The organism is Chloroflexus sp., from assembly GCF_034432675.1.
In the GTDB taxonomy this organism is placed as follows: Bacteria; Chloroflexota; Chloroflexia; order Chloroflexales; family Chloroflexaceae; genus Chloroflexus.
Genome location: NZ_DAOUBI010000111.1, coordinates 1 through 25,913, shown reverse-complemented (window position 1 = coordinate 25,913; position 25,913 = coordinate 1). Strand labels below are relative to the sequence as shown.

General features: G+C 56.2%; 23 protein-coding genes. 18 read left to right on the top strand and 5 right to left on the bottom strand.

The genetic code is table 11. From position 1 onward, the window contains the following. Nucleotides 1–136: 136 nt before the first annotated feature. Complete coding sequence (locus tag VAE55_RS08315) at nucleotides 137–838, bottom strand: metal-dependent transcriptional regulator (RefSeq protein WP_322815325.1); 702 nt, start codon at nucleotides 836–838, stop codon at nucleotides 137–139. A 203-nt stretch (nucleotides 839–1,041) separates the two neighbouring features. On the opposite strand from VAE55_RS08315, the gene VAE55_RS08310 reads away from it, so the two are divergent. From VAE55_RS08310 to VAE55_RS08255, 12 genes are all read left to right on the top strand, one after another. Further along, nucleotides 1,042–1,818 (top strand): enoyl-CoA hydratase-related protein, encoded by a 777-nt coding sequence (locus tag VAE55_RS08310; RefSeq protein ID WP_322815324.1) that lies wholly within the window; start codon nucleotides 1,042–1,044, stop codon nucleotides 1,816–1,818. Nucleotides 1,819–1,974: 156 nt separating this feature from the next. Next, on the top strand, nucleotides 1,975–4,440 hold the full coding sequence (locus tag VAE55_RS08305; protein ID WP_322815323.1) for a PAS domain S-box protein: 2,466 nt from the start codon (nucleotides 1,975–1,977) through the stop codon (nucleotides 4,438–4,440). Nucleotides 4,441–4,482: 42 nt separating this feature from the next. Continuing rightward, a complete protein-coding gene (locus VAE55_RS08300; RefSeq protein ID WP_322815322.1) occupies nucleotides 4,483–5,730 on the top strand; it encodes a M24 family metallopeptidase in 1,248 nt (415 codons plus the stop codon). Nucleotides 5,731–5,816: 86 nt separating this feature from the next. Next, entirely contained in the window at nucleotides 5,817–7,193 is a 1,377-nt protein-coding gene (locus VAE55_RS08295; protein WP_322815321.1) for an MFS transporter, read from the top strand. 61 nt (nucleotides 7,194–7,254) lie between these two features. Next, entirely contained in the window at nucleotides 7,255–8,400 is a 1,146-nt protein-coding gene (locus tag VAE55_RS08290; RefSeq protein ID WP_322815320.1) for a glycosyltransferase, read from the top strand. A gap of 98 nt (nucleotides 8,401–8,498) precedes the next feature. Next, nucleotides 8,499–9,131 (top strand): lipopolysaccharide biosynthesis protein, encoded by a 633-nt coding sequence (locus tag VAE55_RS08285; protein ID WP_322815319.1) that lies wholly within the window; start codon nucleotides 8,499–8,501, stop codon nucleotides 9,129–9,131. Continuing rightward, nucleotides 9,110–9,763 carry a YveK family protein gene (locus tag VAE55_RS08280; protein ID WP_012256017.1) on the top strand — a complete coding sequence of 218 codons (654 nt, stop codon included), beginning with the start codon at nucleotides 9,110–9,112 and terminating at the stop codon, nucleotides 9,761–9,763. The genes VAE55_RS08285 and VAE55_RS08280 overlap by 22 nt, the downstream gene beginning before the upstream one ends. Nucleotides 9,764–9,836: 73 nt before the next feature. Further along, complete coding sequence (locus tag VAE55_RS08275; protein WP_322815318.1) at nucleotides 9,837–10,481, top strand: CpsD/CapB family tyrosine-protein kinase; 645 nt, start codon at nucleotides 9,837–9,839, stop codon at nucleotides 10,479–10,481. A 68-nt stretch (nucleotides 10,482–10,549) separates the two neighbouring features. Beyond that, on the top strand, nucleotides 10,550–11,236 hold the full coding sequence (locus tag VAE55_RS08270; protein ID WP_322815317.1) for a response regulator transcription factor: 687 nt from the start codon (nucleotides 10,550–10,552) through the stop codon (nucleotides 11,234–11,236). Nucleotides 11,237–11,274: 38 nt separating this feature from the next. Beyond that, a complete protein-coding gene (locus VAE55_RS08265; protein WP_322815316.1) occupies nucleotides 11,275–12,327 on the top strand; it encodes a sensor histidine kinase in 1,053 nt (350 codons plus the stop codon). Nucleotides 12,328–12,950: 623 nt separating this feature from the next. Continuing rightward, nucleotides 12,951–13,217: a hypothetical protein gene (locus tag VAE55_RS08260; protein WP_322815315.1), complete on the top strand. Its 267-nt coding sequence runs from the start codon at nucleotides 12,951–12,953 to the stop codon at nucleotides 13,215–13,217. A 24-nt stretch (nucleotides 13,218–13,241) separates the two neighbouring features. Continuing rightward, on the top strand, nucleotides 13,242–13,484 hold the full coding sequence (locus VAE55_RS08255; RefSeq protein WP_322815314.1) for a hypothetical protein: 243 nt from the start codon (nucleotides 13,242–13,244) through the stop codon (nucleotides 13,482–13,484). 589 nt (nucleotides 13,485–14,073) lie between these two features. Here VAE55_RS08255 and VAE55_RS08250 read toward each other — a convergent pair. The 4 genes from VAE55_RS08250 to VAE55_RS08235 are packed head-to-tail and all read right to left on the bottom strand — an operon-like array spanning nucleotide 14,074 to nucleotide 18,920. Then, nucleotides 14,074–16,371 carry a penicillin-binding transpeptidase domain-containing protein gene (locus VAE55_RS08250; RefSeq protein ID WP_322815313.1) on the bottom strand — a complete coding sequence of 766 codons (2,298 nt, stop codon included), beginning with the start codon at nucleotides 16,369–16,371 and terminating at the stop codon, nucleotides 14,074–14,076. A 45-nt stretch (nucleotides 16,372–16,416) separates the two neighbouring features. Then, nucleotides 16,417–16,956, bottom strand: a complete 540-nt coding sequence (locus tag VAE55_RS08245; protein ID WP_322815312.1) for a rod shape-determining protein MreD — start codon at nucleotides 16,954–16,956, stop codon at nucleotides 16,417–16,419. After that, entirely contained in the window at nucleotides 16,929–17,837 is a 909-nt protein-coding gene (gene mreC / locus VAE55_RS08240) for a rod shape-determining protein MreC (RefSeq protein ID WP_322815311.1), read from the bottom strand. The genes VAE55_RS08245 and mreC overlap by 28 nt, the downstream gene beginning before the upstream one ends. A 3-nt stretch (nucleotides 17,838–17,840) precedes the next feature. After that, entirely contained in the window at nucleotides 17,841–18,920 is a 1,080-nt protein-coding gene (locus VAE55_RS08235; RefSeq protein ID WP_322815310.1) for a rod shape-determining protein, read from the bottom strand. A 362-nt stretch (nucleotides 18,921–19,282) separates the two neighbouring features. Between VAE55_RS08235 and VAE55_RS08230 the strand changes: the two genes are divergently transcribed. The 6 genes from VAE55_RS08230 to jag all read left to right on the top strand — a co-directional run bounded on the left by VAE55_RS08230 (nucleotide 19,283) and on the right by jag (nucleotide 25,463). Beyond that, complete coding sequence (locus tag VAE55_RS08230) at nucleotides 19,283–21,373, top strand: putative cobaltochelatase (protein WP_322815309.1); 2,091 nt, start codon at nucleotides 19,283–19,285, stop codon at nucleotides 21,371–21,373. An 88-nt stretch (nucleotides 21,374–21,461) separates the two neighbouring features. Further along, nucleotides 21,462–23,006: a S1 RNA-binding domain-containing protein gene (locus tag VAE55_RS08225; protein WP_322815308.1), complete on the top strand. Its 1,545-nt coding sequence runs from the start codon at nucleotides 21,462–21,464 to the stop codon at nucleotides 23,004–23,006. Between the two features lie 133 nt (nucleotides 23,007–23,139). Then, nucleotides 23,140–23,313: a 50S ribosomal protein L34 gene (gene rpmH / locus VAE55_RS08220; protein WP_322815307.1), complete on the top strand. Its 174-nt coding sequence runs from the start codon at nucleotides 23,140–23,142 to the stop codon at nucleotides 23,311–23,313. Nucleotides 23,314–23,406: 93 nt separating this feature from the next. Continuing rightward, nucleotides 23,407–23,814, top strand: coding sequence for a ribonuclease P protein component (rnpA, locus tag VAE55_RS08215; protein WP_322815306.1), 408 nt, complete (start codon nucleotides 23,407–23,409; stop codon nucleotides 23,812–23,814). Further along, on the top strand, nucleotides 23,811–24,755 hold the full coding sequence (locus tag VAE55_RS08210; protein ID WP_322815305.1) for a YidC/Oxa1 family membrane protein insertase: 945 nt from the start codon (nucleotides 23,811–23,813) through the stop codon (nucleotides 24,753–24,755). The genes rnpA and VAE55_RS08210 overlap by 4 nt, the downstream gene beginning before the upstream one ends. 39 nt (nucleotides 24,756–24,794) lie before the next feature. Beyond that, nucleotides 24,795–25,463 (top strand): RNA-binding cell elongation regulator Jag/EloR, encoded by a 669-nt coding sequence (jag, locus tag VAE55_RS08205; RefSeq protein WP_322815304.1) that lies wholly within the window; start codon nucleotides 24,795–24,797, stop codon nucleotides 25,461–25,463. The last annotated feature ends 450 nt before the right edge of the window (nucleotides 25,464–25,913 follow it).

Genomic DNA, 25,913 nt, shown 5'->3' with positions numbered 1-25,913 from the left:
GGGAACCTACCACCCTGCCACCGGAAACACGCCGGAGGAGGAAAGCATGCTGCAGCGCTACATCCCTCTATGCTCTCTGTGTCTCTGCGGTGCACCTTCGGAAGCACAACGAAGAAGAACGACCCCCTTGCCCACATCACGCAGCCTCTGACTCCACCTCAACCTCAATCGTGCGCGCTAACCGACGGTCGAGCGGCGTTGGCTCATTCGTCCCGATCTGCACCGTCAGTGGGCCATCGAAAGGCGCACTCGCTACCACTGTGACCCATGCTCCAGGCACTAGCCCAAGGTCGGCCAGGTATCGCAACCGTTCAGCCGCCTGATCGCGCACCCGCACGATCCGGGCAAGCCGATTGAGCGGCAGATCGGCCAGACGGATCGTGCGCGTGGTCGGCAAGACACCATCAATACCCGGAATCGGATCACCATGCGGATCGAAATCGGGAAACCCCAACCGCTCCGCGATCCGGGCTTCGAGTTTCTCGCTGATATGATGTTCCAGCCGCTCAGCCTCTTCATGAACCTCGTCCCAGCTATAACCGAGGGCCTCCACCAGATAGAGTTCGAGCAGGCGATGATGCCGAATCACTTCAAGCGCAATCCGCTCACCGACCGGAGTCAGGATCACGCCCTGGTACGGGGTATGCTGTACCAGATTCATCTCAGCCAGCTTTTTAATCATACCGGTGACCGATGCGGGTCGCGAACCACGCTGTTCGCCGAGCAAGGTCGTCGTCACCGCACCAACCTGCTGCTGAAGCAGGTAGATAGCCTTCAGATAATCTTCAATTGCCGGCGTAATCCGACCAGGCAGATTAGGGTCTTCTACTGGGGTCAAGGCACGTCTCCTTTTGGTGGCGCGAGCAACCCGGCTTTTCCTGGCTTCAATGTATCATAGAGAGGTTATTTCGTGCAACGGGCGTGGTACAATCGAGAGGAGCCTTTCGCAAAAGCTATACAATTCTGCACACGCGTATCTGTTACAGGGTATCATTGTCGGCAAACGACAGTCCCGTCGTTTATGTACAAGGAGATCAACGTATGAGTGAAGAGTCTCTGGTTCTCAGCACAATTGAAGGCCCCATCGCCATCCTCACCCTCAATCGTCCCCAGGCACTCAATGCACTTAGTCCAGCCTTGATTGATGATTTGATCCGCCATTTAGAAGCCTGCGATACCGATGACTCAATCCGCGTGATTATTATCACCGGTGCTGGACGGGCCTTTGCTGCCGGAGCCGATATCAAAGCGATGGCCAATGCAACGCCTATTGATATGCTTACCAGTGGCATGATTGCGCGCTGGGCACGCATTGCCGCGGTACGCAAACCGGTGATTGCTGCTGTGAACGGGTATGCACTCGGTGGTGGTTGTGAACTAGCAATGATGTGCGACATCATCATCGCCAGTGAAAATGCGCAGTTCGGACAACCGGAAATTAATCTGGGCATTATTCCCGGCGCTGGCGGCACCCAACGGCTGACCCGCGCTCTTGGTCCATATCGCGCAATGGAATTGATCCTGACCGGCGCAACCATCAGTGCTCAGGAAGCTCTCGCCCACGGCTTGGTGTGTCGGGTCTGCCCACCTGAAAGCCTACTCGAAGAAGCCCGTCGTATCGCGCAAACCATTGCCGCCAAATCACCACTGGCTGTACAGTTGGCGAAAGAGGCGGTCCGTATGGCCGCCGAAACTACCGTGCGCGAGGGTTTGGCTATCGAGTTGCGCAATTTCTATCTGCTGTTTGCCAGTGCCGACCAAAAAGAGGGGATGCAGGCATTTATCGAGAAACGTGCGCCCAATTTCAGTGGTCGTTGATCATGCGCAGAACATGGCAGCAGAGGCAATACCTACACGTACTGCCTCCTGCCGCTATACCATCCCATCCGATTATCGAGCAGTAAAGGTAGATACTCCATCAATCCGGCCAGATAAGCGGTTGGGTAACAACGCAATGCTCCAAAGGAGACGATCATGGACATACACGAGCGATTGCGATCTCTCGAACGCGAAAATGCTCTCTTGCGCCAGCAACTTTCGTTCTTGAGAGCACAGATTTCCGCTAATCTGGTGACAAACCAGTTGCCATTCGACACTCTTTTTCACCAGTTGCCGATCCCAATGATACTCTTTTCGCTCAACGGACTGGCAGTAGCAATGAATCAGGCCAACGCGCAACTAGTTGCTACACCTATCGATCAGGTTGTCGGCGTCTACAACATCTACAACGATCCGGCCGCGCAAAAGCACGGCTATGTCGCCGCATTTGAATCAGCACGACGGGGACAGATTACTACCATGCCACCAACTCCATACAACACCGCCGAAGCCAGACTTGAGGGTCGAGTTGTTGATCAACAGTTTTGGTCTGAAACAACTTACTTTCCGGTCTACGATGTAGCCAACCGCCTGATACTGATTGGCAAGATCAATCGTGATGTTACCGATTGGGTACGGGTACACGAGGAAGAGCAGCGCCTCGCCGCAGCCCTGCGTGATCGTGAGCGTCGCTTCGCAACCCTGTTTGATCAGTTGAGTCTAGGGGTTGTCATCATCGAAGAGAGTGGCCGCATTCTCGATTGCAACCGTGCGATTACCGCCATCCTTGGGGTTGAACGTGATGAGATCATTGGCAAGATGATCCTACACCGCACACATCCTGAAGACCGTGAACGCGATCTGGAGCTGTGGATCGAGCTACTCAACGGGGAACGCGACAGCTACACCATCGAGAAGCGGTATCTCCACAAAGATGGTCATATTGTGTACGCTCGCCTGACCTGCTCGGCGGTACGTGATGAGAATGGCAAGATTACATTTCTGGTACGCCTAATTGAAGACATTTCCGCCCGACGTGCTGCAAAAGCTGCCATCGAAACCGGTCGCCGCCTCTTGCAAGACATCATCGATCAGATACCAGCTCTCATCTTTGTCAAAGACGCTGCAGGGCGCTATCTGATGGTGAATGAGCGTTTAGCCAGCTTCTCCGGTTATCGGCCAGAGGAGATGATCGGGAAATCTGACGATGAACTCTTCGCTCCTGCCCTGGCTGCCTATTATCGCGCTTTCGATCAGGAAGTGATTCAGGAACGTCGTCCCATTCAGCGCGATGATGATCGCTGGACAGCCGACGGCTTAACAGCATTTACAACGGTAAAGTTTCCTCTCTTCGACCACGAAGGCAACCTCTACGGCGTGGCCGGCATTTCGCTCGATGTAACCGAACGACGACAGCTCGAACTAGAACGGGAACGGATCGAACAACGTCTACGTGAAGCCCAACGCCTTGAAAGTCTGGGCGTTATGGCCGGCGGTGTTGCCCATGATTTCAATAATCTGCTGGTCAGTGTGCTGGGCAATGTATCGCTCGTCTTGAATGAAGTATCCGCCGATCATTCACTCTACGACCTGCTGGTGCAGATTGAGCAGGCGGCCCTGCGTGCCACCGAATTGACCAATCATCTCCTGACGTATACCGGTCGCCACCAGTCGGTTATGCAACGCATCGATTTGCGACGAGCAGTAGATGAAATGCAAACCATCCTGCGTAGCCTGGTACCACATCGCATCGAGTTGATTTTCCACCCTTCAGCAACCCCACTCCCTATCGAAGCCAATATTGCTCAGGTACGTCAGGTATTGATGAATCTGGTGATAAATGGCGCCGAAGCAATTGATGGTGCTGGCATCGTAAGGATTACAACCGAACTCCGCGAGTTGAGTGCCACCGATATGCAGAAGATGGAGATCGGTGCCGACCAGCCACCTGGTCGGTATGCGGCATTGATTGTGCAGGATACCGGCCACGGTATGGATGAACTAACCAAAGCCCGGATATTCGATCCATTCTTCAGTACCAGATTTACCGGTCGTGGTCTTGGCCTAGCAGCCGTAAACGGGATTGTCCGCGCTCATCGTGGTGCCCTTAAGCTCGACACTATGCTGCACGAAGGCACAACATTTGCTATCTTCTGGCCAATTGCCACTGCATCTGACGTATCCGATAATCCCCCCTTGCCATCGCCATCGACTGTCACATCCCAGCCAGATACAACCCCAGGCGACAAGCAAATGGTGTTGCTAGTTGACGATGAACTGCAAGTCCGTCAGGTTGCTCAGCGCATGCTTCATCGCCTTGGTTTTACCGTTCACGAAGCAGAAAGCAGCGATACAGCTCTCCAGATCATGCAGGAACACGGCTCACACATTCTCCTGGCCTTAATCGATCTCACGATGCCGGGCATGACCGGTGATGAACTGGCAACTACTCTGCTCAAACAGCTTCCCACCTTGCGCATCATTTTAATGAGCGGTTTTTCGCAACAGGAATTGCCACCACATTTACGCACGAGTGGATTGGTCTCTTTTCTGGCGAAGCCGTTTACGTTGACCACGTTGACAGCGGCAGTTACAACGGCACTGTCATCACATGCGGTATAATGAAAAGCGACGATTACCTTTCATGTGTAGACTGTTACTCATATGACAATCACGCCAATCGAACCTTCGCTCCGCCGGCAGGCCGATGTGCAGAATCAGTGGCTGGCCGAACGTCTCACCATGCTGTTGCCCGCCTTGATGGAACGCACCGGCATTGATCTCTGGATTGTCGTTGCCCGTGAATACAATGAAGACCCGGTTATCATGACCCTGTTGCCGGCGCCGGCAATGAACGCTCGCCGTCGCACGATTCTGATCTTTGCCCGCCGTGATGATGGTGTCATTGACCGGCTCACGTTAGATCGCTACGGCTACGGCGATCTCTACCAGCAGGTATGGCACCCTGATACCGAGTCGCAGGACGACTGTCTGGCCCGGATTGTCGGCGAGTACGATCCGCAGCGCATCGGTATCAACACCTCAGCCACCTTCGCCTTCGCCGATGGTCTTTCCCACCATGAGCACGAACGCTTGCTGGCGGCACTCGGCCCACTCGCTGCCCGCTGTGTCAGTGCGGAGCCACTGGTCATCGGTTGGCTCGAACGACGCATCCCGGCGGAACTGGCTGTGTACACAGAGCTGGTTGCGCTTGGACACCGATTGATCGCTACCGCCTTCTCCCGTACCGTCATCACTCCCGGCATCACGACCACTGACGATGTCGTCTGGTGGCTGCGGCAGACGATGCACGAGGCCGGTTTACGGGCGTGGTTTCAGCCTACGGTCAGTATCCAGGCGCGTGGTATGCCGTTCAATACACCCGCGACGCGCAATCGTATCTGGCCCGGCGACCTGCTCCATTGCGACGTTGGCTTTTGTCATCTCGGTCTGTGTACCGACCAGCAACAGCACGCTTACGTTCTCGCCCGTGGTGAAACCGCACCCTCGCCCGGCCTGGTTACTGCCCTGGCGCAGGCCAACCATTTGCAAGATATTGTCATGGCCGAGATGCAGGTTGGACGCACCGGTAATCAGGTGCTGGCAGCCGCCCGTGAGCGGGCGATAAATGCCGGATTACAGCCGTCTATCTATTCGCATCCCCTCGGCTTTCACGGTCATGCGGCTGGCCCGACCATTGGTCTCTGGGACAGGCAAGATGGCGTTCCCGGTGCCGGTGATTACCCACTCTACGACGAAACGGTTTACGCGATTGAGCTGAATAATGTGGCAATCGTGCCTGAGTGGGACGATCAGCCAGTACGGATTGCCCTGGAAGAAGATGCTGTGTTAACCGGCAGTCGCATGGAGTGGCTGCACGGTCGGCAAACCCAATTCCACGTGATCGAGTAACCTGACGTTACCCGATACCGCTTGCTCAATCGGCAACTGCATGAGGTAAGAACATAACAGCATAGACCAGCACAAAAGGAGGTCTCATGGCTTCAGTGGCTGTGCCTGAAACTGATACCCGCCGTGCCATTATGACGGTGCTGTTTGTAGGCGTCTTTATGTCGGCGCTCGACTCGGCAATTATCGGGCCGATAGTGCCGGCATTGCGAGCAGCATTCGCAATTGACAATACCCAGGTTGTGCTGGTCTCCATCATTTTCACACTCTTCTCACTCAGTAGCACGACGTTGATGGCGAGTCTGAGTGATCGCTACGGACGCCGCAATGTCTATCTGTTGAATGTGTTTGGCTTTGCCCTCGGTTCTCTGATCATCGCCCTCTCCCACGACCTGACGATGGTGCTGATTGGGCGGGCATTGCAGGGTGTCTGTGCCGGTGGGATCACGCCCACGGCTAGCGCTGTGATCGGTGACGTGTTACCGTCGGCGGAACGGGCGAAGGCACTGGGTCTGATTGGCGCCACGTCGGGCATGGCCTTCCTGGTCGGCCCAGTACTGGCGTCGCTCATCCTGGCGGTGGCCGCCTGGCAATGGATCTTTCTGCTCAATCTACCAGTCGCGGCTGCGGTTGTCTTTTTGGGCTGGCGTGCGCTACCCCGTGCGACTGCCGTGCACCGGGCAACTGCCGCCACCGCCTTTGACTGGCCGGGACTGGCGCTGCTGGTGCTGATTCTGGTCAGCGTCACTCTGGGCATCAACCAGCTTCTTGATCGCTTACTGGGGTTGACACTCTGGCCGTGGCTCTTCCTGCTGGTGGCTCTGCTCACCCCACTGCTGGCATGGCGTGAGGTGCGCGCCCCGACTCCGTTGCTTCCACCGCGTCTGTTTACCAACCGCCAGTTGCAGGTCGTCTACCTGCTGGCTGCCGGTTCCGGGATCGCAATGGGGAGCATTATCTTTATCACCTCGGTAGCAGTCAACTTTGGCGTGCCAATCAGTCAGGCCGGCTTCTTCTTGCTACCGCTGGTCTTTCTGGCTTCGGTAACGTCGATCATCGCCGGACGCATCCTACCCCGGATCGGTGGTCGGATGGCGATGCTGATTGGTTACGGCCAACTGATGATCGGGACGGGGCTGCTTGGCCTGCCCGCCGCCCCCTTCTGGCTCTTTATTCTGGCAACGCTGATTATGGGTAGCGGCCTGGGTATCGTGGTTGGTGGCACCCTGCGCGCCCTGGTGCTCGAAGAGGTCGCCGCCGGTGATCGCGGTGTGGCTCAGAGCGTCATTAACATCGCGATTAGCATCGGTACCCTGATCGCCGTTGCTCTGATGGCCAGCATCGCCGACGCCTTTGATCTCTCTACCGCATACCTGGCCTGCACCGGTGCCATGGCGTTGATGACCGCCATCAGTCTGGCCCTGCGCCGTCAATTCAGTCCACCATCCACAGCCAATGCATCATAACTACCAACTTGTGCTATCCTATCCGGCAACGGCAATTGGCCGGGTAGGATAGGCATTGACCATGCGGGTCGCTCTTGTTCACGACTATCTCAATCAGTACGGCGGCGCCGAGCGCGTGCTCGAGGCGCTCCACGATCTTTTTCCAACGGCGCCGGTCTATACCTCGATCTTTGATCCGACTACCATGCCGGCTGCGTATCGAACCTGGGACATTCGCACCTCGTTCATGCAACAACTGCCGGCCTGGCGAACCCAGTTTCGCCGTTACGTTGCCCTCTACCCAACCGCCTTTGAACGGTTTGATCTGAGCGGCTACGATCTCATTATCAGTAGTTCGAGCGCTTTTGCCAAAGGGATTATTCCGCGTCCGGGTGCGCTGCACATTTGCTATTGCCATACCCCGATGCGCTTCGCCTGGCGCACCGATGACTACGTGGCCCGTGAGCAGATTAACGGTATCCAGGCCCACCTGCTGCCATTCCTGTTGAATTACCTCCGCATCTGGGACACGGTGAGCGCCAATCGGGTCGATCTGTTCGTAGCCAATTCGCACGAGGTTGCCGGACGCATCGCCCGCTATTATCGCCGTCCGGCAAAGGTTATTCCGCCCCCGGTTGATCTACCGCCGTATGAGCCGCAGCCACCTGAAGAGTTTTACCTTGCCGGTGGCCGGTTAATCCCGTACAAACGGCTGGAACTGGCGATTGAGGCGTTTAATCGTTTACGTTTGCCGCTGAAAATCTTCGGTGATGGCCGCGACCGCGCCCGGCTTGAGCGGATGGCCGGCCCTAACATCGAATTTTTGGGTTGGGTCGATGAAACCACCCGCCTCGATCTGTTTGCCCGCTGTCGTGCCTTCATCTTCCCCGGCGAAGAAGATTTTGGCATTACACCGCTCGAAGTGCTGGCTGTAGGCCGACCGGTCATTGCCTACGCAGCCGGTGGAGCGCTGGAAACGCTGATCGAGGGTGTCACCGGTCGCTTTTTCTATCAGCCCACCGCCGCCGCTTTGGCCGCTGCCGTCGCCCTCTCGCGGACTGATACGATTGACCCGCTAGTACTCCGTCGCCACGCCGAACAGTTTAGCCGCGAGCGCTTTCTCAACACCTTCCGCAGCTTCGTTGCCGAAGCACTGACGGCCCAGCGCGAAGGGCGGCTCTGCGAGTTTGAACAGAGCATGACCTGCCAACGCTTACTGGCCGTTTGAGTAACTATTTTTATGTCTACTAAACCTCTTTATCTCGCACGATGCGGAAAAGTATAGTAAGATGGTGATGAGAACAACGATGGGAATATTGCACGACTATGGAATTAACAACCCTTCTTCGCGTTGTGCGCCGTTTCTGGCTGTTAATGCTCGTACCGGCGCTGATCGCCGGTGGGCTAAGCCTTTGGTTTGATCTGCAACAGCCACCCCGCTACACAGCCACTGCTAGGCTCTTGATTACCTATCCGGCGACAACAGCAACCGACTCGGCAGAGATTTGGCAGATAACCGAATATATCATCGACGATATGCCACAGGTGGTGAGTAGTGCCAGTTTTGCGGCAAAGGTTAGCCCACTGTTGGCAACTCGCAACATCAATCTCACCCTGGCTGAGATTCAGCAAGGTTTACGGATAAATCCGCTCCACCGTGCCGTGGACATCTCCGGTGAGGCATCGTCACCGGCTGCGGCACAAGCATTAGTCGAAGCGGCGATTACCGTGTTGCAAACCGAAGGTCTGGCATTCTGGGGTCGTCCCGACACCCAACTGAGTGTGGTTGTTCTTGATGGCGTTGGTACACCCCAACCGGCAACATCGCTGCGCTCAGTAGTATTTGACGCTGCCTTGCGCACGGCGCTTGGTCTGATCGCCGGGTTCGCGCTGGCAGTTGCGGCTACTGTGCTCTACGAACGCAGGGAGAATCGATTATGGAAATCCGCGACTATGTAAATGTCCTGGTAAAACGCTGGTGGGTGATCGTTCTCACCGCCATCGCCGCGGTGGGCAGCGCCTATGTGATCAGCAAGCTACTCCCGCAAACCTATCGCTCGCAGGCGGTCTATCTGGCGCTGGCCAATCAGGCCGACAACGGCCTGAACATCGTGCTGCGCAACTCGATGAACAGCTACCGCGAGCTGGTGATGCAACCCAGCGTGCTCGACCAGATCAGCCAGCAGATCGGGCTTGACATCAGCGGTGAACGGTTAATGGAAGATGTCAACATCCAGCCGCGCCCTGACGAGCAGAAGATCGTGATCGAGGTCGATCTGCCCCGTCTCGATCAATCGCAGGCGCTGGCCGATGCTGTGGGCGAACGGATCGTCGCCGAAGTAAATCGAATTAACGCAACCCTGGAAGGCACCGCTCGCATCAACGTAACCCGGATTCAGCCGGCGCGTCTGGTCGAGATTCGCCCCAACACCCGCATCAATATGCTGGCCGGAGCGATTCTCGGCCTGGTCTTAGGGATCGTCCTGGCCTTCGTGCTCGAATATCTCGACGACACCCTGAAAACGTCTGAAGATGTTGAGCGTTTTGTTGGGCTGCCCACACTCGGCGCTATTCCGCTTAGCGAACGGTAGCAACTCGTCAGTCGGTCATCTTGTTGCGAGAGTGTAACCCGCGCTATGCATTGGGTTTGAACAGGTAGGAGTCATGATTGTGACCTCGCCCTCTGAGCAGGTGCTGATTACCTTGCGCGAACCGGCGTCTGCCGCTGCGGAAGCATATCGCACCCTTCGTACCAATATTCTCTTTTCGAGTCTTGATAAGCCAATTCACACGCTATTGATCACTTCAGCCGAACCGACCCTGGAAAAGAGTCTAACCGCAGCGAATCTAGCCGTCACGATGGCCCAGGCCGAACAGCGCGTGTTGCTTGTCGATTGCGATCTGCGCCAGCCGATGCTGCACACGATCTTTGGGCTGGCCAACGATCAGGGACTGACCAGCGCCATCCTTGACCAGGAAGCACCGCTGGCGATCCAGCCCACCGAGGTGCCGGGGTTGAGCCTGCTCCTAAGCGGCCCGCTTCCGCCCCGTCCGGCCGATCTCCTCGGTTCACGGCGTATGGAAGGGCTGTTGCACCGTCTGCGCCAGGCCGCCGACATTATCATCTTCGACACCCCGCCGGTGCAGAACGTTACCGATGCGCTGGTGCTATCTACCCGTGTCGATGGGGTACTCCTGGTGGTGCAGGCCGGTCGCTCGCGCCGTGATCGCGTGCGCGAGGCTCGTCAAAAACTTGAGAAGGTGAAAGCCAACCTCCTCGGCGTTGTGCTGAGCAATGCTCGCCTGTGAGGTGTATCGCGACAGGAGCGTCAATAACGTCTCTACCGCGTGAACAGTCAGTATCCGTGCGAGGATGTATGCAGCCGACCATTCTCGTTGTCGATGACGAAGCCAGTATTCGCAATGTCGCCAAAGCCTACCTCGAACACGCCGGGTACCGCGTCTTGTGTGCAACGACCGGCCCGGAAGGGTTGCAGACGGCGCTTGAAGAGCAACCTGATTTGATCGTTCTCGATCTAATGCTGCCCGGTATGGACGGCATGGAGATCACTGCCCGTCTGCGCGAACGTTCAGATGTCTACATCCTGATGCTGACTGCACGGAGCGACGAGATGGATCGGGTTGCCGGCTTGCGCGTGGGCGCCGATGACTACCTCACCAAGCCCTTCAGTCCACGCGAACTGGTGGCACGGGTAGAAGCTATTTTGCGCCGGCAACGCAACAAAACGGCCAAAAGTTCGCTGATGTGCTTTACGCACGTCGAAATTGACCCGGAAGCCCGCGAAGCCCGGGCCAATGGTCAACTGTTGGAGCTAACACCGACTGAATTCGATCTCTTGCTGGCCCTGGCCCGCAACCACAATCGTGTGCTCAGTCGCGAAGACCTGATTGAAAAGGTATGGGGTGCTGATTTCTTTGGCACCGACCGGGTTGTCGATGTGTATGTCAGTCAGCTTCGGCGCAAAATCGAGGCCATTACCGGCGAAAATGTTATTCGGACGGTACGCGGCGTTGGCTATCGCTTTGTTGATACACCGGCATAGCGCGGTGGTCAATGCGATAATGGTGAAGGTGGCAAGCCATGCGCTTCTGGCGGCAACTACGCTGGCAAATGATTGGAGCGCAAATGCTGGTGGTGGTAGTCGGAGTGGTGACACTCAACCTCACCGCCAATATACTGATTGAACAGAGCATCGCCCCCGACCAGGTTGCCACTGTACGTACTGCGGTCGTGCAGGCGCTGACGGTTGCCGCAGTCGCCGCTACCATTGCTGGTCTCACCACCAGTATTCTGCTGGTTCAGGTCATTTTGCGTTCGCTGCGCAGCATTGCCCGCAGTAGTCGCCGTATCGCCGCCGGACGCTACGACGAACGAGTTACGGTTCCCGCCAGCGACGAACTACGTGCCGTTGCCGAGAGTTTCAACCAGATGGCTGAGGCACTGGAGCAGATTGAACAACGGCGCATCACGATGATTGGCAACGTTGCCCACGAGCTACGCACACCGCTCGCCGGCATTGAAGGCTACCTCGAAGGGTTGATCGACGGCGTGCTACCCAACACCGCCGATACGTTCCTCGACATGAAACAGGAAGTACGTCGTCTGCGCCGGCTGGTTGATGATCTTCAGACCCTCTCGCGAGTTGAAGCCGGTCAGATCGCACTCCACTTCACGACCTTCGACGTCAACGACGTCATCCGGCGGGTCGTGGCGCAAATTCAACCACAAGTGCTCGACAGTTGTCTCCAGGTACAGTTTGCCCCCGATCAGCAACCGATCCTGGTTCATGCCGATGCTGACCGCGTCGCCCAAATCCTACTCAACCTGCTTGGCAATGCAGTACGCTACACCCCAGAAGGCGGTTGTATCACTGTGCGATCCGAACTCAACAACGACAACGTACAGGTCATCGTGGAAGACACCGGGATCGGGATTTCTGCCGAACACCTGCCCTTCATCTTTGAACGCTTCTACCGGGCCGACCCTTCACGTGCCCGTACCAGTGGCGGCAGTGGGATCGGTCTCACCATTACCCGCCATCTGGCATGGGCCATGGGTGGCGACATCAGCGCTGCCAGTGCCGGCATCGGTAAAGGAAGTACCTTCACGCTGACATTGCCGCGGGCAGGGTAGAACTTATCTCACAAAGCGGTGCGGTCGTGCTACCCGGTCATCGCACAGGCGAATGAACGTCTGCCAATAAACAAAGACTGCCTATCCTGCTCACAACCCATTTATGCAAGAGAGTCGCTCCGGTCGTGCCATTACACGCCGGATTGGTTGTCTTGCCCGCTTGTCATGTATGTGTCGCATCGTTTGAAGTGCGGCAGCATGGCTGCCGCAACAGCCGTACTTATGATCAGGCATGTGTCACGGCGTCTACCTTCACAGGGATGCTATGTATTATCGCCACATTCTGTAGTCTGTCAGTAATTGACAACTTCCAGTGTGTCTGAAGCGTCCTGCCATCCTGAATATGCCACCTCACGTCGTTACCCTTCTAACACAACGTGGGAAATACCTGGTATACACCAACCTGCGTTGTGTTGTAAGGAAGAGTGTCGGCAGGGTGTAATGCCGGAAAAAGCATCAGAACGACTCACTGTTACTCGAAAGCCTCTGTAACTGGCACAGCTTTACCGCTGGAGCAAGTTGTGTAAACGCTACACCCCAAAAACCCGTATGTTCGCATTGCCCTCCGTCGTGCTGCCAGAGGTACCGGCTCATCGGATGCATTCCTGGATCGGAGAATCGCTTTGCAACAACTACCAGACTTATCGCGGATATTACACCACATCGGCTGGGCACTGATTGGGGCAATAGCACTACGCACCTACGCTCCAGAGCGTCTTACCCAGGATGTCGATATTATCATTCATGCTCGCGATGAACAGGTAGCACGAGCGGCGTTTACCGCTGCTGACAATCGCATTGGCAATTCCTTGCCCATCAGCAGATTTACGGCACATCCGCAGGATGAAACCGGTTACAGTATTGATGTACTGGTATTGAGTGAACCCTGACTGAACGAGGCACTGGCACAGCCTGTGTACGATTGTGCCGGCTTTCCGGTACTGGCGCGACAATTTCTGATCCTGATGAAGCTCCAGGCAGGTCGGGAACAGGATATTGCAGACATCACCCGTCTGCTGCGTCGCACAGATCACACCGAACGTTCAATTGCCCGTACAACTGTAGCCACGTATGCCCCCGATCTGATCGACGATTTCGATGCCCTGGTTGTACTGACCGATTTGGAATTTGGAACCGGATCATCAGCGACAACGTAGAACTTCTCTGGCAAGGTGGCGCCACACAAGAGAACGCTGGTATAGTCCATCGCTCACGCTTATGCCTGTGGTACGTGGTCTGGAGTGTGGAAACTATGCCTTCGCCCTGGCCGTGATCTATGTCAGGCGGGTATCGCATCGGTCAGTGGTCCATCGGGAGCACAGAAACACGGCATAATCCACTCTGACGTCGCCCTTGAGTACGGATGTGCCGAGCCGGTTCTCCCCTACCCGTAACCACTCACCAACGGCTCACTGATAGCGCTTCAGCACGGGAATGTCCCGTGATACCATATCGTTCAAGTGTGCCACCAGGCCGTAGAGGCGACGCATGCGTCGCCTCTACCGTCCAGCGGTGCATCGTTCAGGTGCAATATTAGGATAATAGCTGCCTGGTTTGGCCTAACCTCTATTCTACCAGATTTGATATGATGATACCCATTTGTGAGCAAGAGGCGGATATAACCTTATGAACTGATGAGATGAACAGACATTATTAGATGATGAATCACGCGACAGCGATGAATCACATCTTTTGCCCATTCTGATCATCCGGTTACACTGGCACACATGCAGAATGCCGACGAGATCACTCCCCCGGCAACACCGGACAGATCGCCGGTCGGTTAGCCGGTGGCGTAATGCCAAAATAGGCCTGCATAATCTGCGTTACCGCCGGCACGGCAATCGTTGATGAGCCATCGTTCAGGTCACCAACACCTTCGACCAGCACAGCCACCACAATCTCCGGGTTTTCGTAGGGGGCAAACCCGACAAACCAGGCGTGGCTTTGCCGCACTAACCGGCCATCCGCAGTCGTCAAGAGGGGGCCAAACTCCGCCGTTCCGGTTTTGCCGGCAATGCGTAAACCCGAACAGACTTCACGAGCTGCAACCCCCAGACCATTAGTGATCGAAGCAAATAATCCCTCACGGATCGTTGCCAGATGTCGGGGGTCAATCGGAACCTGCCCAAGCGACTCTGGCCGCATCTGCTGAATAAGCTGACCATTTTCATCGACAATGCGATCAACCAGATGCGGTCGGTACAGAGTACCATCTGTTGCGACAGCCGCCGCTGCTACTGCCAACTGGAGCGGTGTTACTTCCAGATAACCCTGACCAATTGCTGTGTTATAGGTGTCACCGGTCGTCCAAGCTTCACGCAGAACCTGGGCTTTCCAGGCCTGGGTTGGCACCCGTCCACTGGCTTCGCCAACCAGATCAATCCCGGTTGGTCGGCCAAAATTAAACCACGACAGCCCTTCCACCAGTTGGTCAATGCCAAGACCGGTAATCCGTAAGGCCTGCTGATCCAGGTTGATCGCCTGATCGTTCCCGCCCGCTATACTGGCAAAAAAGACATTTGATGAGAGCCGCAAGGCATCACGAACGTTGATCAGCCCATTATCACGATTACGCACCGAGTTGGGCAAGATGAACTCAGCACCACTGCGCTCGATCAACCGCAACAAACCGGGATCACGGAGTTGGGTATCTGCCGCGATAATGCCCTGTTGAAGCGCAACCGCGCCAACAAATTGCTTGACTGTCGATCCAGGTGGGTATAAACCGGCAATCGCTCGATTGGTGAATGGAGCCAGACGTTGCAATGCCTGCCGGGTCTCGGCATCAGATGGTGCCAGAAGAGCCTGCAACTCAGCGATCCGCGCCGGGTCTACCCAGATGTTGTTATCGTAGTCGGGGAGGCTAGCCATTGCCAGGATTCGGCCATCACGTGGATCGAGTGCAATCGCTACGCCGGCGACTATCGGTTCATATGCCCGTTTGTGCGCTTCCCGCGCTGCTAACCGTCGCTCTTCGCCGACATTGATCCAGCGCTGGAGGATGCGCTCGACCTCGGCCTGAAACTGGGTATCGATGGTTAAGATCAGATCATGCCCATGAGCCACTGCCCGCAGTGTAGTAACCCCGCTAACCGGACGCTGCAATGCATCGACCAGGAGCGAGTCAATCCCTGTCTGGCCGCGCAATACCGACTCGTAGGTACCTTCCAGACCATCTTTGCCTATCTGATCACTCGACAAATAAGGCGGTAGACCAACACTGGTTGGTTCAATAGATTTTGCCATCAGGCCACACGTTGGCGCGTTAGCGGTGATGTCAGTCAATGCCCGCAACCATGAGCTTGCCGGATTGACCGCTACCAGCTCACACGCATCGATCCGTCCGACATATCCTAGCAGGTGTGATAATGAAGGTATCTCGCCACTTAACGGGTAGCGCCGACGAAAACCTTCGACGACACGGGCACCGGGCAGATAGTTAGCATTTTCGCGTAGTGCCAGCGCCAGTTCCGGTGAAATATCTTCCTTGATCACAATGGGCTGGTAGCTACGTACGTTTACCTGCGCAAGAAGCTGTTCAATTGGGTTGACCAGCGTTGCGATATCGCGGTACTTTTGACTCACATCTAGCGCCCGCAGGACATCAGATGGTGCGATAGTCATGGTCACCACATCACTTGCCGTCGGCAAGCTGCCAAATGAGCTGAGATCGCTGCGCAGGCCGGGTGTGGTATCAATCGCAGTACCGGGATCAATCACCAGTATCGCTGGTAATTCGGCAATCTGCGCCAGCCGCGCCAGCGTTAGTGCCAGCTGTTCTGGTGCAGCGCTGGAGGAAGGCAGTTGGCCGGGAATAACGGCCAGGTTATATATCGGCACACTCTCGGCCAACAGCACACCACGGGCATCGAAAATTTCCCCTCGCCGTGGCTGATTGGTGAGGTAACGACGGGTGGTAACTTCGATGTCAGCACCGAATCGCTGCGTATCAGTCTCAATCAGTTGTAGTTGGGCCAGCCGGGATACCAGCACCACCACAACCAGTAACAGGATACTGCGCAGAGCAATCAGTCGTGTCATGGCCGTTCATCACGCTTTCCAAGCAATCGTCTGAATGAAACGCCATCAGTGATATTCGGTATTGCGCACCAGTCGATGCACTATAGCCACCACCGGCAGGGTTGGAATAAGTGCCAACAACAAAGATGGTAGCATCACAATCAACCCATAAGTCTGCCAGTCACTGATGGGCGGCAGTACGATCAGCCAGAGAACTGCCTCGTAAATCAACGTGCCAAATGCTACTGCCAGCAGCGGCACGATTGGACGTTCAACCGCGAATCGTCGTGTTGCCAGCCCAACAACAATGACCGCCAGCAATTGGGCAATAGCATGACTACCAATCGGCAATGATCCCAGGACATCCAGGGCCAGACCGCCGTAGAAAGCCCACCACAGACTTCGGATCAGCCCACGTACCGGTTCGGCGGTGCTTGATCCAACCAGTGCTCTGGCAATTGCCAACACCAGCAGAACCGGCACAGAAAATTCCGTCGGGCCGGTTAAGAGCGTCACCTGGATCAGTGCTATTACCAACAGGATCAGCAGCAAACCCAGCTCGCGGGCCAGGCGTTCTTCTAATCGTCTTGGCTGAGAATTACCCACACGTAGCGTACCTGATCCGGATCGACGAATGGCCGAATCTCGCCAATTTGCCGTTGACCTTCTTGACGCACCGTTTCCACCACCCCAATCGGTACTGCGGTCGGCATTGATGCCAGATCGAGCGGAAGATTAAGCGCCCCACTAATACCGGCTGTGACCACGTGATCGCCCTCGCGCATGGTAATACTGCGATCAAACAACTCCACACGCATTCGTGATCCCCGCTGCCATTGCCCTTGCATCAGACCGAGCGGTGCAGTATCAGCTTGCAGTAGACGCACACTCAATTGACTGCTAATATCGGTAATCATCAAAACATCAGCAGTTCGTGGCCCAACTGCTTCCACCACACCGATCAGGGCCGGTGGCCCACCCGGCTGCTGACCAATCACAGCCATCCCAACGCGCACTCCATCGTTGGCACCACGGGCAATCGTTAAGACCCGCCGTGCTGCATCGGGAGCGCGAATCATCACCTCCGCGCCCAAAATAGTCCAGGGGTATGATTGCGTAATCGCGAGTTGCTGACGCAGGAAGATATTCTCAACCTGTGCCTGCTCAAGACGCAACACTTCGGCGGCGAGACGGGTGTTTTCCGCTTCAAGTTCAGCAATCCTGGCCTGCATCGTGGCCACATCACGCGGCGTTGACCACCACGACAATAGCTCACTGCGGCGCTGGGTTAACCAACCGGCAAGCGGCTGGATCGTCTCTCGTACCATCAGTCGTGCAGGTGCAATGACGCCCTGCCGATCAAGGACAATCAGCAGGACACTGACCAATACCAGGCTCAAGGCCAGCGCAAAGACCCGCCAGTAGCCACGGTCACCGGCTACTTCACGCCGCAGTTTTAACGGTCGTTCGTCGAGAAAATCGCGCATGGACTATCTCCGCACCCGCCGCGTCGTCTGGGTGCGCATCAGAATATCCTGGTAGACGCTGTTGTCGAAGTGTTCGACCATCTTCCCTGCCCCCCGTGCCACGCACGAAAGCGGGTCTTGGGCGATGTGAACCGGCATTTTGGTCTCGGCAGCGATCCGCTTATCGAGACCATGCAGCAACGATCCGCCACCGGCCAGCATAATCCCGTGCTCCATAATATCGGCGACAAGTTCGGGAGGCGTCTCTTCCAACGCAGCCCGCACTTCGGTGACAATCGCATTGACCGGCCCGGCAATCCCTTCACGCAACTCAACCGAGCTGACTTCAATGGCCTTCGGCAAGCCGGTAAGGAGATCGCGCCCACGCAGCACAACTTTGATCTCTTCATCAAGGGGATACGCCGAACCGGCAGCGATCTTGGCTTTCTCGGCCATACGCTCGCCGATCAGCAGATTGTATTCCCGGCGAGCAAATTGAATAATTGCCTCGTCGATCTCATCGCCGGCAATGCGGATCGAATGATTAATGACAATACCACCCAGGGCAATCACGGCAATCTCAGTCGTACCGCCACCGATGTCAACAATCATCGAACCAATCGGCTCCTCAACTGGCAGCCCGGCACCAATTGCCGCAGCCATCGGCTCTTCGACCACGTAAGCCTCACGAGCCTTTGCATTTAATGCCGCCTCACGTGCTGCCCGCTTTTCGACTTCGGTCACACCCGATGGTACCCCAACCACAACCCGTGGTCGCGGATCGATCAGAGGTAAGGCAGCATGTGTATGGGCTTTCTTGATAAAGTAGGCCAGCATCTGCTCGACCACATCAAAATCGGCAATTACCCCATCCTTAAGTGGGCGTACCGCCACGATGTTGGCCGGTGTCTTGCCGACCATCGCCTTGGCTTCGGCACCAACCGCATGCACTTTTTTCGTGCGGGTGTCAATTGCGACTACCGATGGTTCGCTAATCACAATCCCTTTCCCTCGCACGTGCACTAGAGTATTGGCCGTGCCTAGATCGATACCAAGGTCACGGCTAAAAGCGCCGAAGATCGTATTGAAGGGGTTGAGACCCACAGATGTACTCCACGTGTTACCAGACGACGAAAACACTGCCTGCATTGGACGAATACGCTGCTTTACCATCCGGTTAGCCCGGAATACAGCACTTCATTATAACATACCGCCAAACATTGTCTTTACATCCCGTACCAGTCACACCTTACTACGCCATCTCGAATACAATAACTATTTGACTTTTCGGCGGCTTTGTGACACAATTGCTATGCTGCTTCGTTGTAAGCAAGCGGACGTGTTCGCTGTGAGCATTGCCGTAGGTCAGGTTCGCCCGTCGGATGAAGAACATGCTGCATTCTAAAACTACGCGGCATTGCTGCTATGGCTTCTGGCTCACGCTGAGCTAGAAGATTTTTGTTGTCGTGAATATCACAAATCTTCCGCAACGACCGGTTTATCCTTTCTCCGCCATCGTCGGCCAAGAGCGTTTGAAGCGTGCGCTGATCCTCAACGCGATCAATTCACGGATCGGCGGCGTGCTGATCCGGGGTGAGAAAGGAACAGCAAAATCAACTGCTGTACGTGCGCTAACCCGCCTGCTACCATCAATTACTGTGGTGGTTGATTGTCCGTACAGTTGCGACCCCGACACCCCAGCCGCCTTGTGTGCCGATTGTCAGGAGCGTTTGAAGCAAGGGCCGCTGCCAACGATGGTTCGCCCGATCCGTCTGGTTGAACTACCGGTTTCGGCATCCGAAGATCGAGTTGTTGGTTCGCTTGACCTCGAACACGCGATCACGGAAGGCCAGCGCCGCTTTGAACCAGGACTCCTGGCACAGGTGAATCGGGGCGTGCTTTATGTAGACGAAGTCAATCTCCTCGACGATCACCTGGTAGATCTCTTGCTCGACGCTGCTGCGATGGGCATCAATACTGTCGAACGTGAGGGGGTAAGTGTCTCGCATCCGGCTCGTTTTATCCTGGTTGGCACGATGAACCCGGAAGAGGGTGAATTGCGCCCGCAACTTCTCGACCGGTTTGGGCTGGCAGTAGAAGTTGTCGGTCTCACCAATGTTAACGACCGGATCGCCGTGATCGAGCGCCGTATGGCCTATGAAGCCGATCCGATCGGATTTATCCAGCAATGGCAGGCTGCCGAAGAGAAGTTAGCCCAACGGATCGCCGCCGCCCGTGCTTTATTGCCCCACGTGCGGATTGATCGCACCGATATGGCAGTTGTCGCCAGTCTGTGCGTCGAAATGGGGGTTGATGGTCATCGGGCCGACCTGACCATTCTTGAGACGGCACGCACCCACGCCGCTTGGAGTGGCCGGCGCACACTGGTAGCCGAAGACATTCGTCTCGCCGCCGAGCTGGCGCTGCCACATCGTATGCGTCGCCAACCGTTCGGTGAAGTCAAACTTGATGAGCAACGATTGGCGAGTATTCTCGATCAGTACGGGAAACGGGCAGAAGAGGTGAGTGTGCAGGCGGAAGTAAAAAAAAACCCTGACTTCACCGATGTGAGCGAGACGAACGACGAAGGTGGCAACGAGAGTGGCGGAGGTAGTACAACCATGCCTCTCGGTGGTGCCGGGCAACCAGAAGCAACAGCACCTGTAAGCGAACAGCAGACCGGTGGAACCCAACATCGTGCCGGCGATCTGTTTAAGCCGCGTCGCCTAGAAGCAACACCCGACCGCACCCAACGACGTGCACCCGGACGACGTTCACGCTCGCGCTCGACACGGAAGCAGGGCCGCTATATCACGAGCCGCCGTGCTACAAAGGTAACCGATCTGGCGCTCGATGCGACCTTACGTGAAGCAGCTATCTACCAGCGCAAGCGGCGTACCGAGTTGTTGCATACCGTTGGCATGCCCCACCGGCGCCGACCGAAGATACTGATTAAGCGTACCGACCTGCGCCAAAAGGTGCGGGTACGCCGGACACGCAATGCGGTCTGTTTTGTGGTGGATGCCAGTTGGAGTATGGCTGCCGAAGAGCGGATGCAGGCAACGAAAGCGGCTGTTCTCTCGCTGCTGCGCGATGCGTATCAACGCCGCGACCAGGTTGGTCTGGTCAGTTTCCAGCGCGATTACGCTCGCGTGCTCCTGCCGCTCACCAATAGCGTCGAACTGGCGCAACGGCGCCTGCAGTCGATGCCAACCGGTGGCAAGACGCCATTATCGCGTGGGATGCTAACCGCGTTCGAGTTGCTTGAGCGGGCACGCCGCCGTGATGCAGAGGTAGTACCGCTGATGGTTCTATTGACCGATGGTCAGGCAAATGTCTCTATCTCCGATCTGCCGCCTCAACAAGAGGCGTATCGGATTGCCGAGATGATTGCCGAACATCAGATTCATGCGATTGTCATCGATACCGAACACCCACACTTCGAACGAGGGCTATCACGACGACTGGCAGAGTATCTGCGCGGAACATACTACCGGCTGGAAGATCTCCACGATGATGGTCTGGTGCGGGCTGTACGGCAACAGATGCAATCATAAAGATTGTCGGTGAGCGTCGGGCAATTCTGTTGTCAGACGCTACAAGCATAATTGGCAACCTGTCATTACGCGAGGAGGAAGGTAGGCAATGACGGATCAGGTACGTAGGGAAGAGGTCGCTGCGGGCGAGCTACCTGACACACCTCACACGGCAGCCAGCGCTCCGGCGGCTGAAGCTGCCGTCGCTGCACACGAACAGGCGGCGGAGGCGGCAGCGCCTACCCCTGAAGAGGAGGCGGTTTTACCCGCCGTCACAGGGGAGGCTGATGCTTCAGCAACGGCCCTGACCGCAGCGGGTGAGAGCGCCTCAAGCGGCTCTGAGGCAACGGGCGCCAGCTTTACACCGGTCAGCGATGATCAACCACACAAGCCGCGACGGCTGAAAGACCTGCAGCCCGGTATGGAGCTAGAGGGGAAGGTCACCTCGATTGCGCTCTATGGAGTATTCGTTGATATTGGCGTTGGTCGTGATGGCCTCGTACACATCTCCGAAATGAGCGACCGTCGCATCGAGACACCTTCAGAGGTAGTTCAGATCGGTGATACGGTGAAAGTGTGGGTCAAGAGCATTGAGCCAGAAGCACGTCGGATTAGCCTGACGATGCGCGATCCGGCTCGGGCCGAAACCCCACGGCGGGCGCGTCAGCCTCAGCCGCAACAGCAGCAACCGCGCCGACAAGAGGTTGATCGCGAGAAGCTGGCTGCACTGCGTGTCGGTGATGTGGTCGAAGGAGTGATTACCGGTTTCGCACCTTTCGGGGCATTTGCCGATATCGGTGTCGGCAAAGATGGCTTGATCCACGTCAGCGAACTGGCCGAGGGTCGGGTCGAGAAACCAGAGGATGCAGTCAAAGTTGGTGAGCGCTATCAGTTCAAGATCCTCGAGATTGATGGCGAAGCTGCCCGTATTAGCCTGAGCCTGCGGCGAGCACTCCGCACGCAACGCATGCAGCAGCTCGAGACCGGCCAGATACTCGAAGGCACGGTGAGCGGTATCGCTCCCTTCGGTGCATTCGTCGATATTGGGGTTGGCCGCGACGGCCTTGTTCATATCTCGGCGCTTGCCCCTCATCGGGTAGAGAAAGTTGAAGATGTGGTCAAGGTTGGCGACAAGGTCAAGGTGAAGGTGCTCGGCGTTGATCAGCAGAGCAAGCGGATCAGCCTGACCATGCGGCTCGAAGAGGAGCAGCCTGCTTCTGAGACCACCACCGAACCAGCGACCACTCCTGCCGAGCCTGCACCAGCCCGTGCCGGCCGGAGCAATATGGAGCGGTTTGCCGCCGCAGCTCAGGCCGCTCGTGAACGCAGTGAGCGCGGTGAGCGCGGTGAACGCAGTGAGCGCGGTGAGCGTGGCGAGCGTTATGAGCGGCGTGACCGCCGAGACCGCAGGGCAGCACAGACAGCACCTGAAACCTATGTCGTTGGTGAAGACGATGACAAGACCTTTGAGGGTAATGCTACCCTCGAAGATCTGCTGACCAAGTTTGGTGGCTCGAATAATCGCCGTGACCGCGACCGTGACCGTCGCCGCCGAGACTACGACGATGATGAAGACGAAATGGAGCGACCAACCAATCGGCGGCAGCGTGACGCTATCCGTCGTACACTCCAGCAGATCGGCCGCGACGAATAAGTCTGACTATTGAAAACTTGTTGCCTGCCAGCCTGCGGGTTGGCAGGCAACTATTTGACATCAATCTGCCGTGACGGGTATAATGGCATCAGCTTTTGGCATGCTATAAATAACACCTTGAGGAGTACATACAATGCCGAAACGAACCTGGCAACCAAAGCGCATTCCGCGCCGCCGTAAGCACGGCTTCCGGGTGCGCATGGCAACCAAAGATGGGCGCGAAGTTCTTCGCCGCCGACGCCTGAAGGGGCGCTGGAAATTGACCGTCAGTGATGAGCGGCGAGCTGTGCGCCGCGGCCACCGCTAAGCGCAGAATGGGACGGGTTATCACCAACAGAACCGGGCAGCACGCTGGAGCAGCAGGTCATCTGTCGGCGATAACCCGTTTGTTCTCTTATCCATGCGACGTGCATATCGGCTACGCCGACCCGAACAGTTTCGTCGTGTGCGTCAGGAAGGACGCACATTCGCCTCGCCGTGGCTCATTCTCACCGTCGCACCGGCCCGACGACGTACCTTACGCTGCGGCTTCGTTGTCAGTCGCCGTGTCGGTGGCGCCGTACAACGCAACCGCGCCCGCCGCCGCGTGCGCGAAGCTGTGCGCTTGCTGCTCCCACGACTGACGGCCGGTTACGATATGGTGTTCACCATTCGCACACCAGAGGTGATTGACGCACCATTCACACAATTGCAGGACGATATTACTGCGCTACTGCGGCAGGCCTGTCTCCTGCCGGCACCCACGAATGAAACAGTGTCACCGGTTTCAGATACACCACTTCCACAACACGAACGAGGATCGCAATGAACATTTGGTCGGCATTTGTTGGATTGCTTGAACAACTCTTACTCTTCTTCTCGTCGTTGACCGGCAATATGGCGCTGGGTATTGTGCTCTTCACGATTGCCGCCCGTCTCTTCATTTTGCCGCTCACCCTCAGCTCACTCCGCTCGAGTCGCCGGATGCAAGAGGTGCAGCCGATTTTGAAAGAGATTCAGCGCAAATACGGCAAAGACCCGCAACGGCTGCAAGAAGAGACCCTGCGCGTTTACCGCGAGTACAAAATTAATCCGGTAGGTGGATGTCTACCCCTCTTGCTGCAATTACCGATCTTCTTTGGCGTTTATCAGGCGGTCTACCACCTGATGGTGCCTGAGCAGCGGGTGAATCTGAGTGCGGCGGCGGCTGAAATGTTGAAAGACGAGCGGCTGGCTCAGATCCTGGCTGCCCCCTTCTTTGGTATGGATCTGGGTGTACCGGCGTTCGGGCCGAATGGTTTTGCCGGTTTTGCATATCTGATTTTGCCGGTGCTTTCAATTGTTTTACAGTTGATGCAACAGTTGATGGCCACACCAAGAGTCCAGGACCCGCAGCAGAAAGCCTTTACGCAGGCAATGTTGATTATGCCGTTTGTCTTCGGCTATATCGCATTCACCTTTCCAACCGGAGCAGTGTTATATTGGGTGGTCAGCAGTGTTGTGGGTGTTGTGCAACAGTACTTCACGTCAGGTTGGGGATCGCTGGTCAATTACCTGCGCTTCCTGCCACCCGATAATCGTCCAACACCAACGTTAGCACTGGCATCAGCATCGACAGGAAGCACGTCTGAAAGCCAACCCGAAACGCCAAAAATTGATTTCTGGTCAGTTATGCGTCCATTAACAGAAGCAGCCGTGGAGGAGAGTGATCCGACGCAGGTGGAACAGCGCCCTTCACGCCCGCACCCCAATCCCCGTCGCCGTCGTTAGCAAGAGTTGTAAGACGGTCACCATGACCGAGAGGTGTCTATGAAGCGCATCGAGATCAGCGCACGCACCGTCGCCGAAGCTGTCGAGCTGGCGCTTGCCCAACTAGGCCGTGATCGTGACGAAGTTGCGATTGAAGTCCTGGACCCGGGTGAGAATGGTGATGAAGCATTGGTGCGTGTCACTGTTGTTGAAGACGAGGAAGAGGCGCCATCAGTAGAAAAAGTGAGCGAAATTGCTCAGCGTATTCTTGAAGATCTGCTCGAGCGCATGGATATTCACGCCTATGTGACGGCGGTCATTTCGTATGCCACCGGCCCCAATGGCGAACCTGAAGCAACGATCACGCTCCATGTCGAAGGCGCTGATGAAGAAGCAATGGGTCTTTTGATCGGACGGCGTGGTGAGACTCTCCGCTCCCTCCAGTTTTTACTCAATTTGCTGGTGAGCCGCCGCGTGCAGAAATGGCCACAACTGGTGGTTGATGTTGGCAATTACCGCCAGCGCCGCCAGGAATCGCTGGAAAGTCTGGCCCGGCGGATGGCTGAACGGGTAAGGCAGACCGGTCGGCCAATTATGCTGGAGCCAATGGCAGCTTACGAACGACGAATCGTTCATCTCGCCCTGCGTAACGACAAAACAATTTATACCGAAAGTTCAGGTGAGGGCGAGAATCGTAAGATTGTGATCTATCCTGCCAAGCATTCGTAAAACACGATTGATTGATGAAAGAGCCAGCGTTAGCCGGCATTGTGGCGGGTAACGCTGGCTTCATAATGCACAGTTCACACAGGAAACCAACCGGAATGGTGATCGGGAAGATACTGCTTTTGCCCCCTTATATTAACCTGCGTGATATGGTCTGGTTCCGTAGGGGCGGCTTGTAGGGGCGGGTTCAGAACCCGCCCCTACGTGGTACATATACCCGCTCACCTTACCACGCGAGGGAATGCAGCGAACAGAAAGGGGACATCCCGGATCAAACCGTGCATCGTGTGTTTCGGATTTGATATTAGAACCTGTTTCAAAAAACATCTGCTATGAAGTTATCTCGTTCATTGCCGACCGATTCCATGATCGTGACGCGCACACCCGGCATCGGCGTGACCAGCCGGGTCAACGACGTGACACGTGCCAGATCGTGAGCACGGCTGGCGCGGT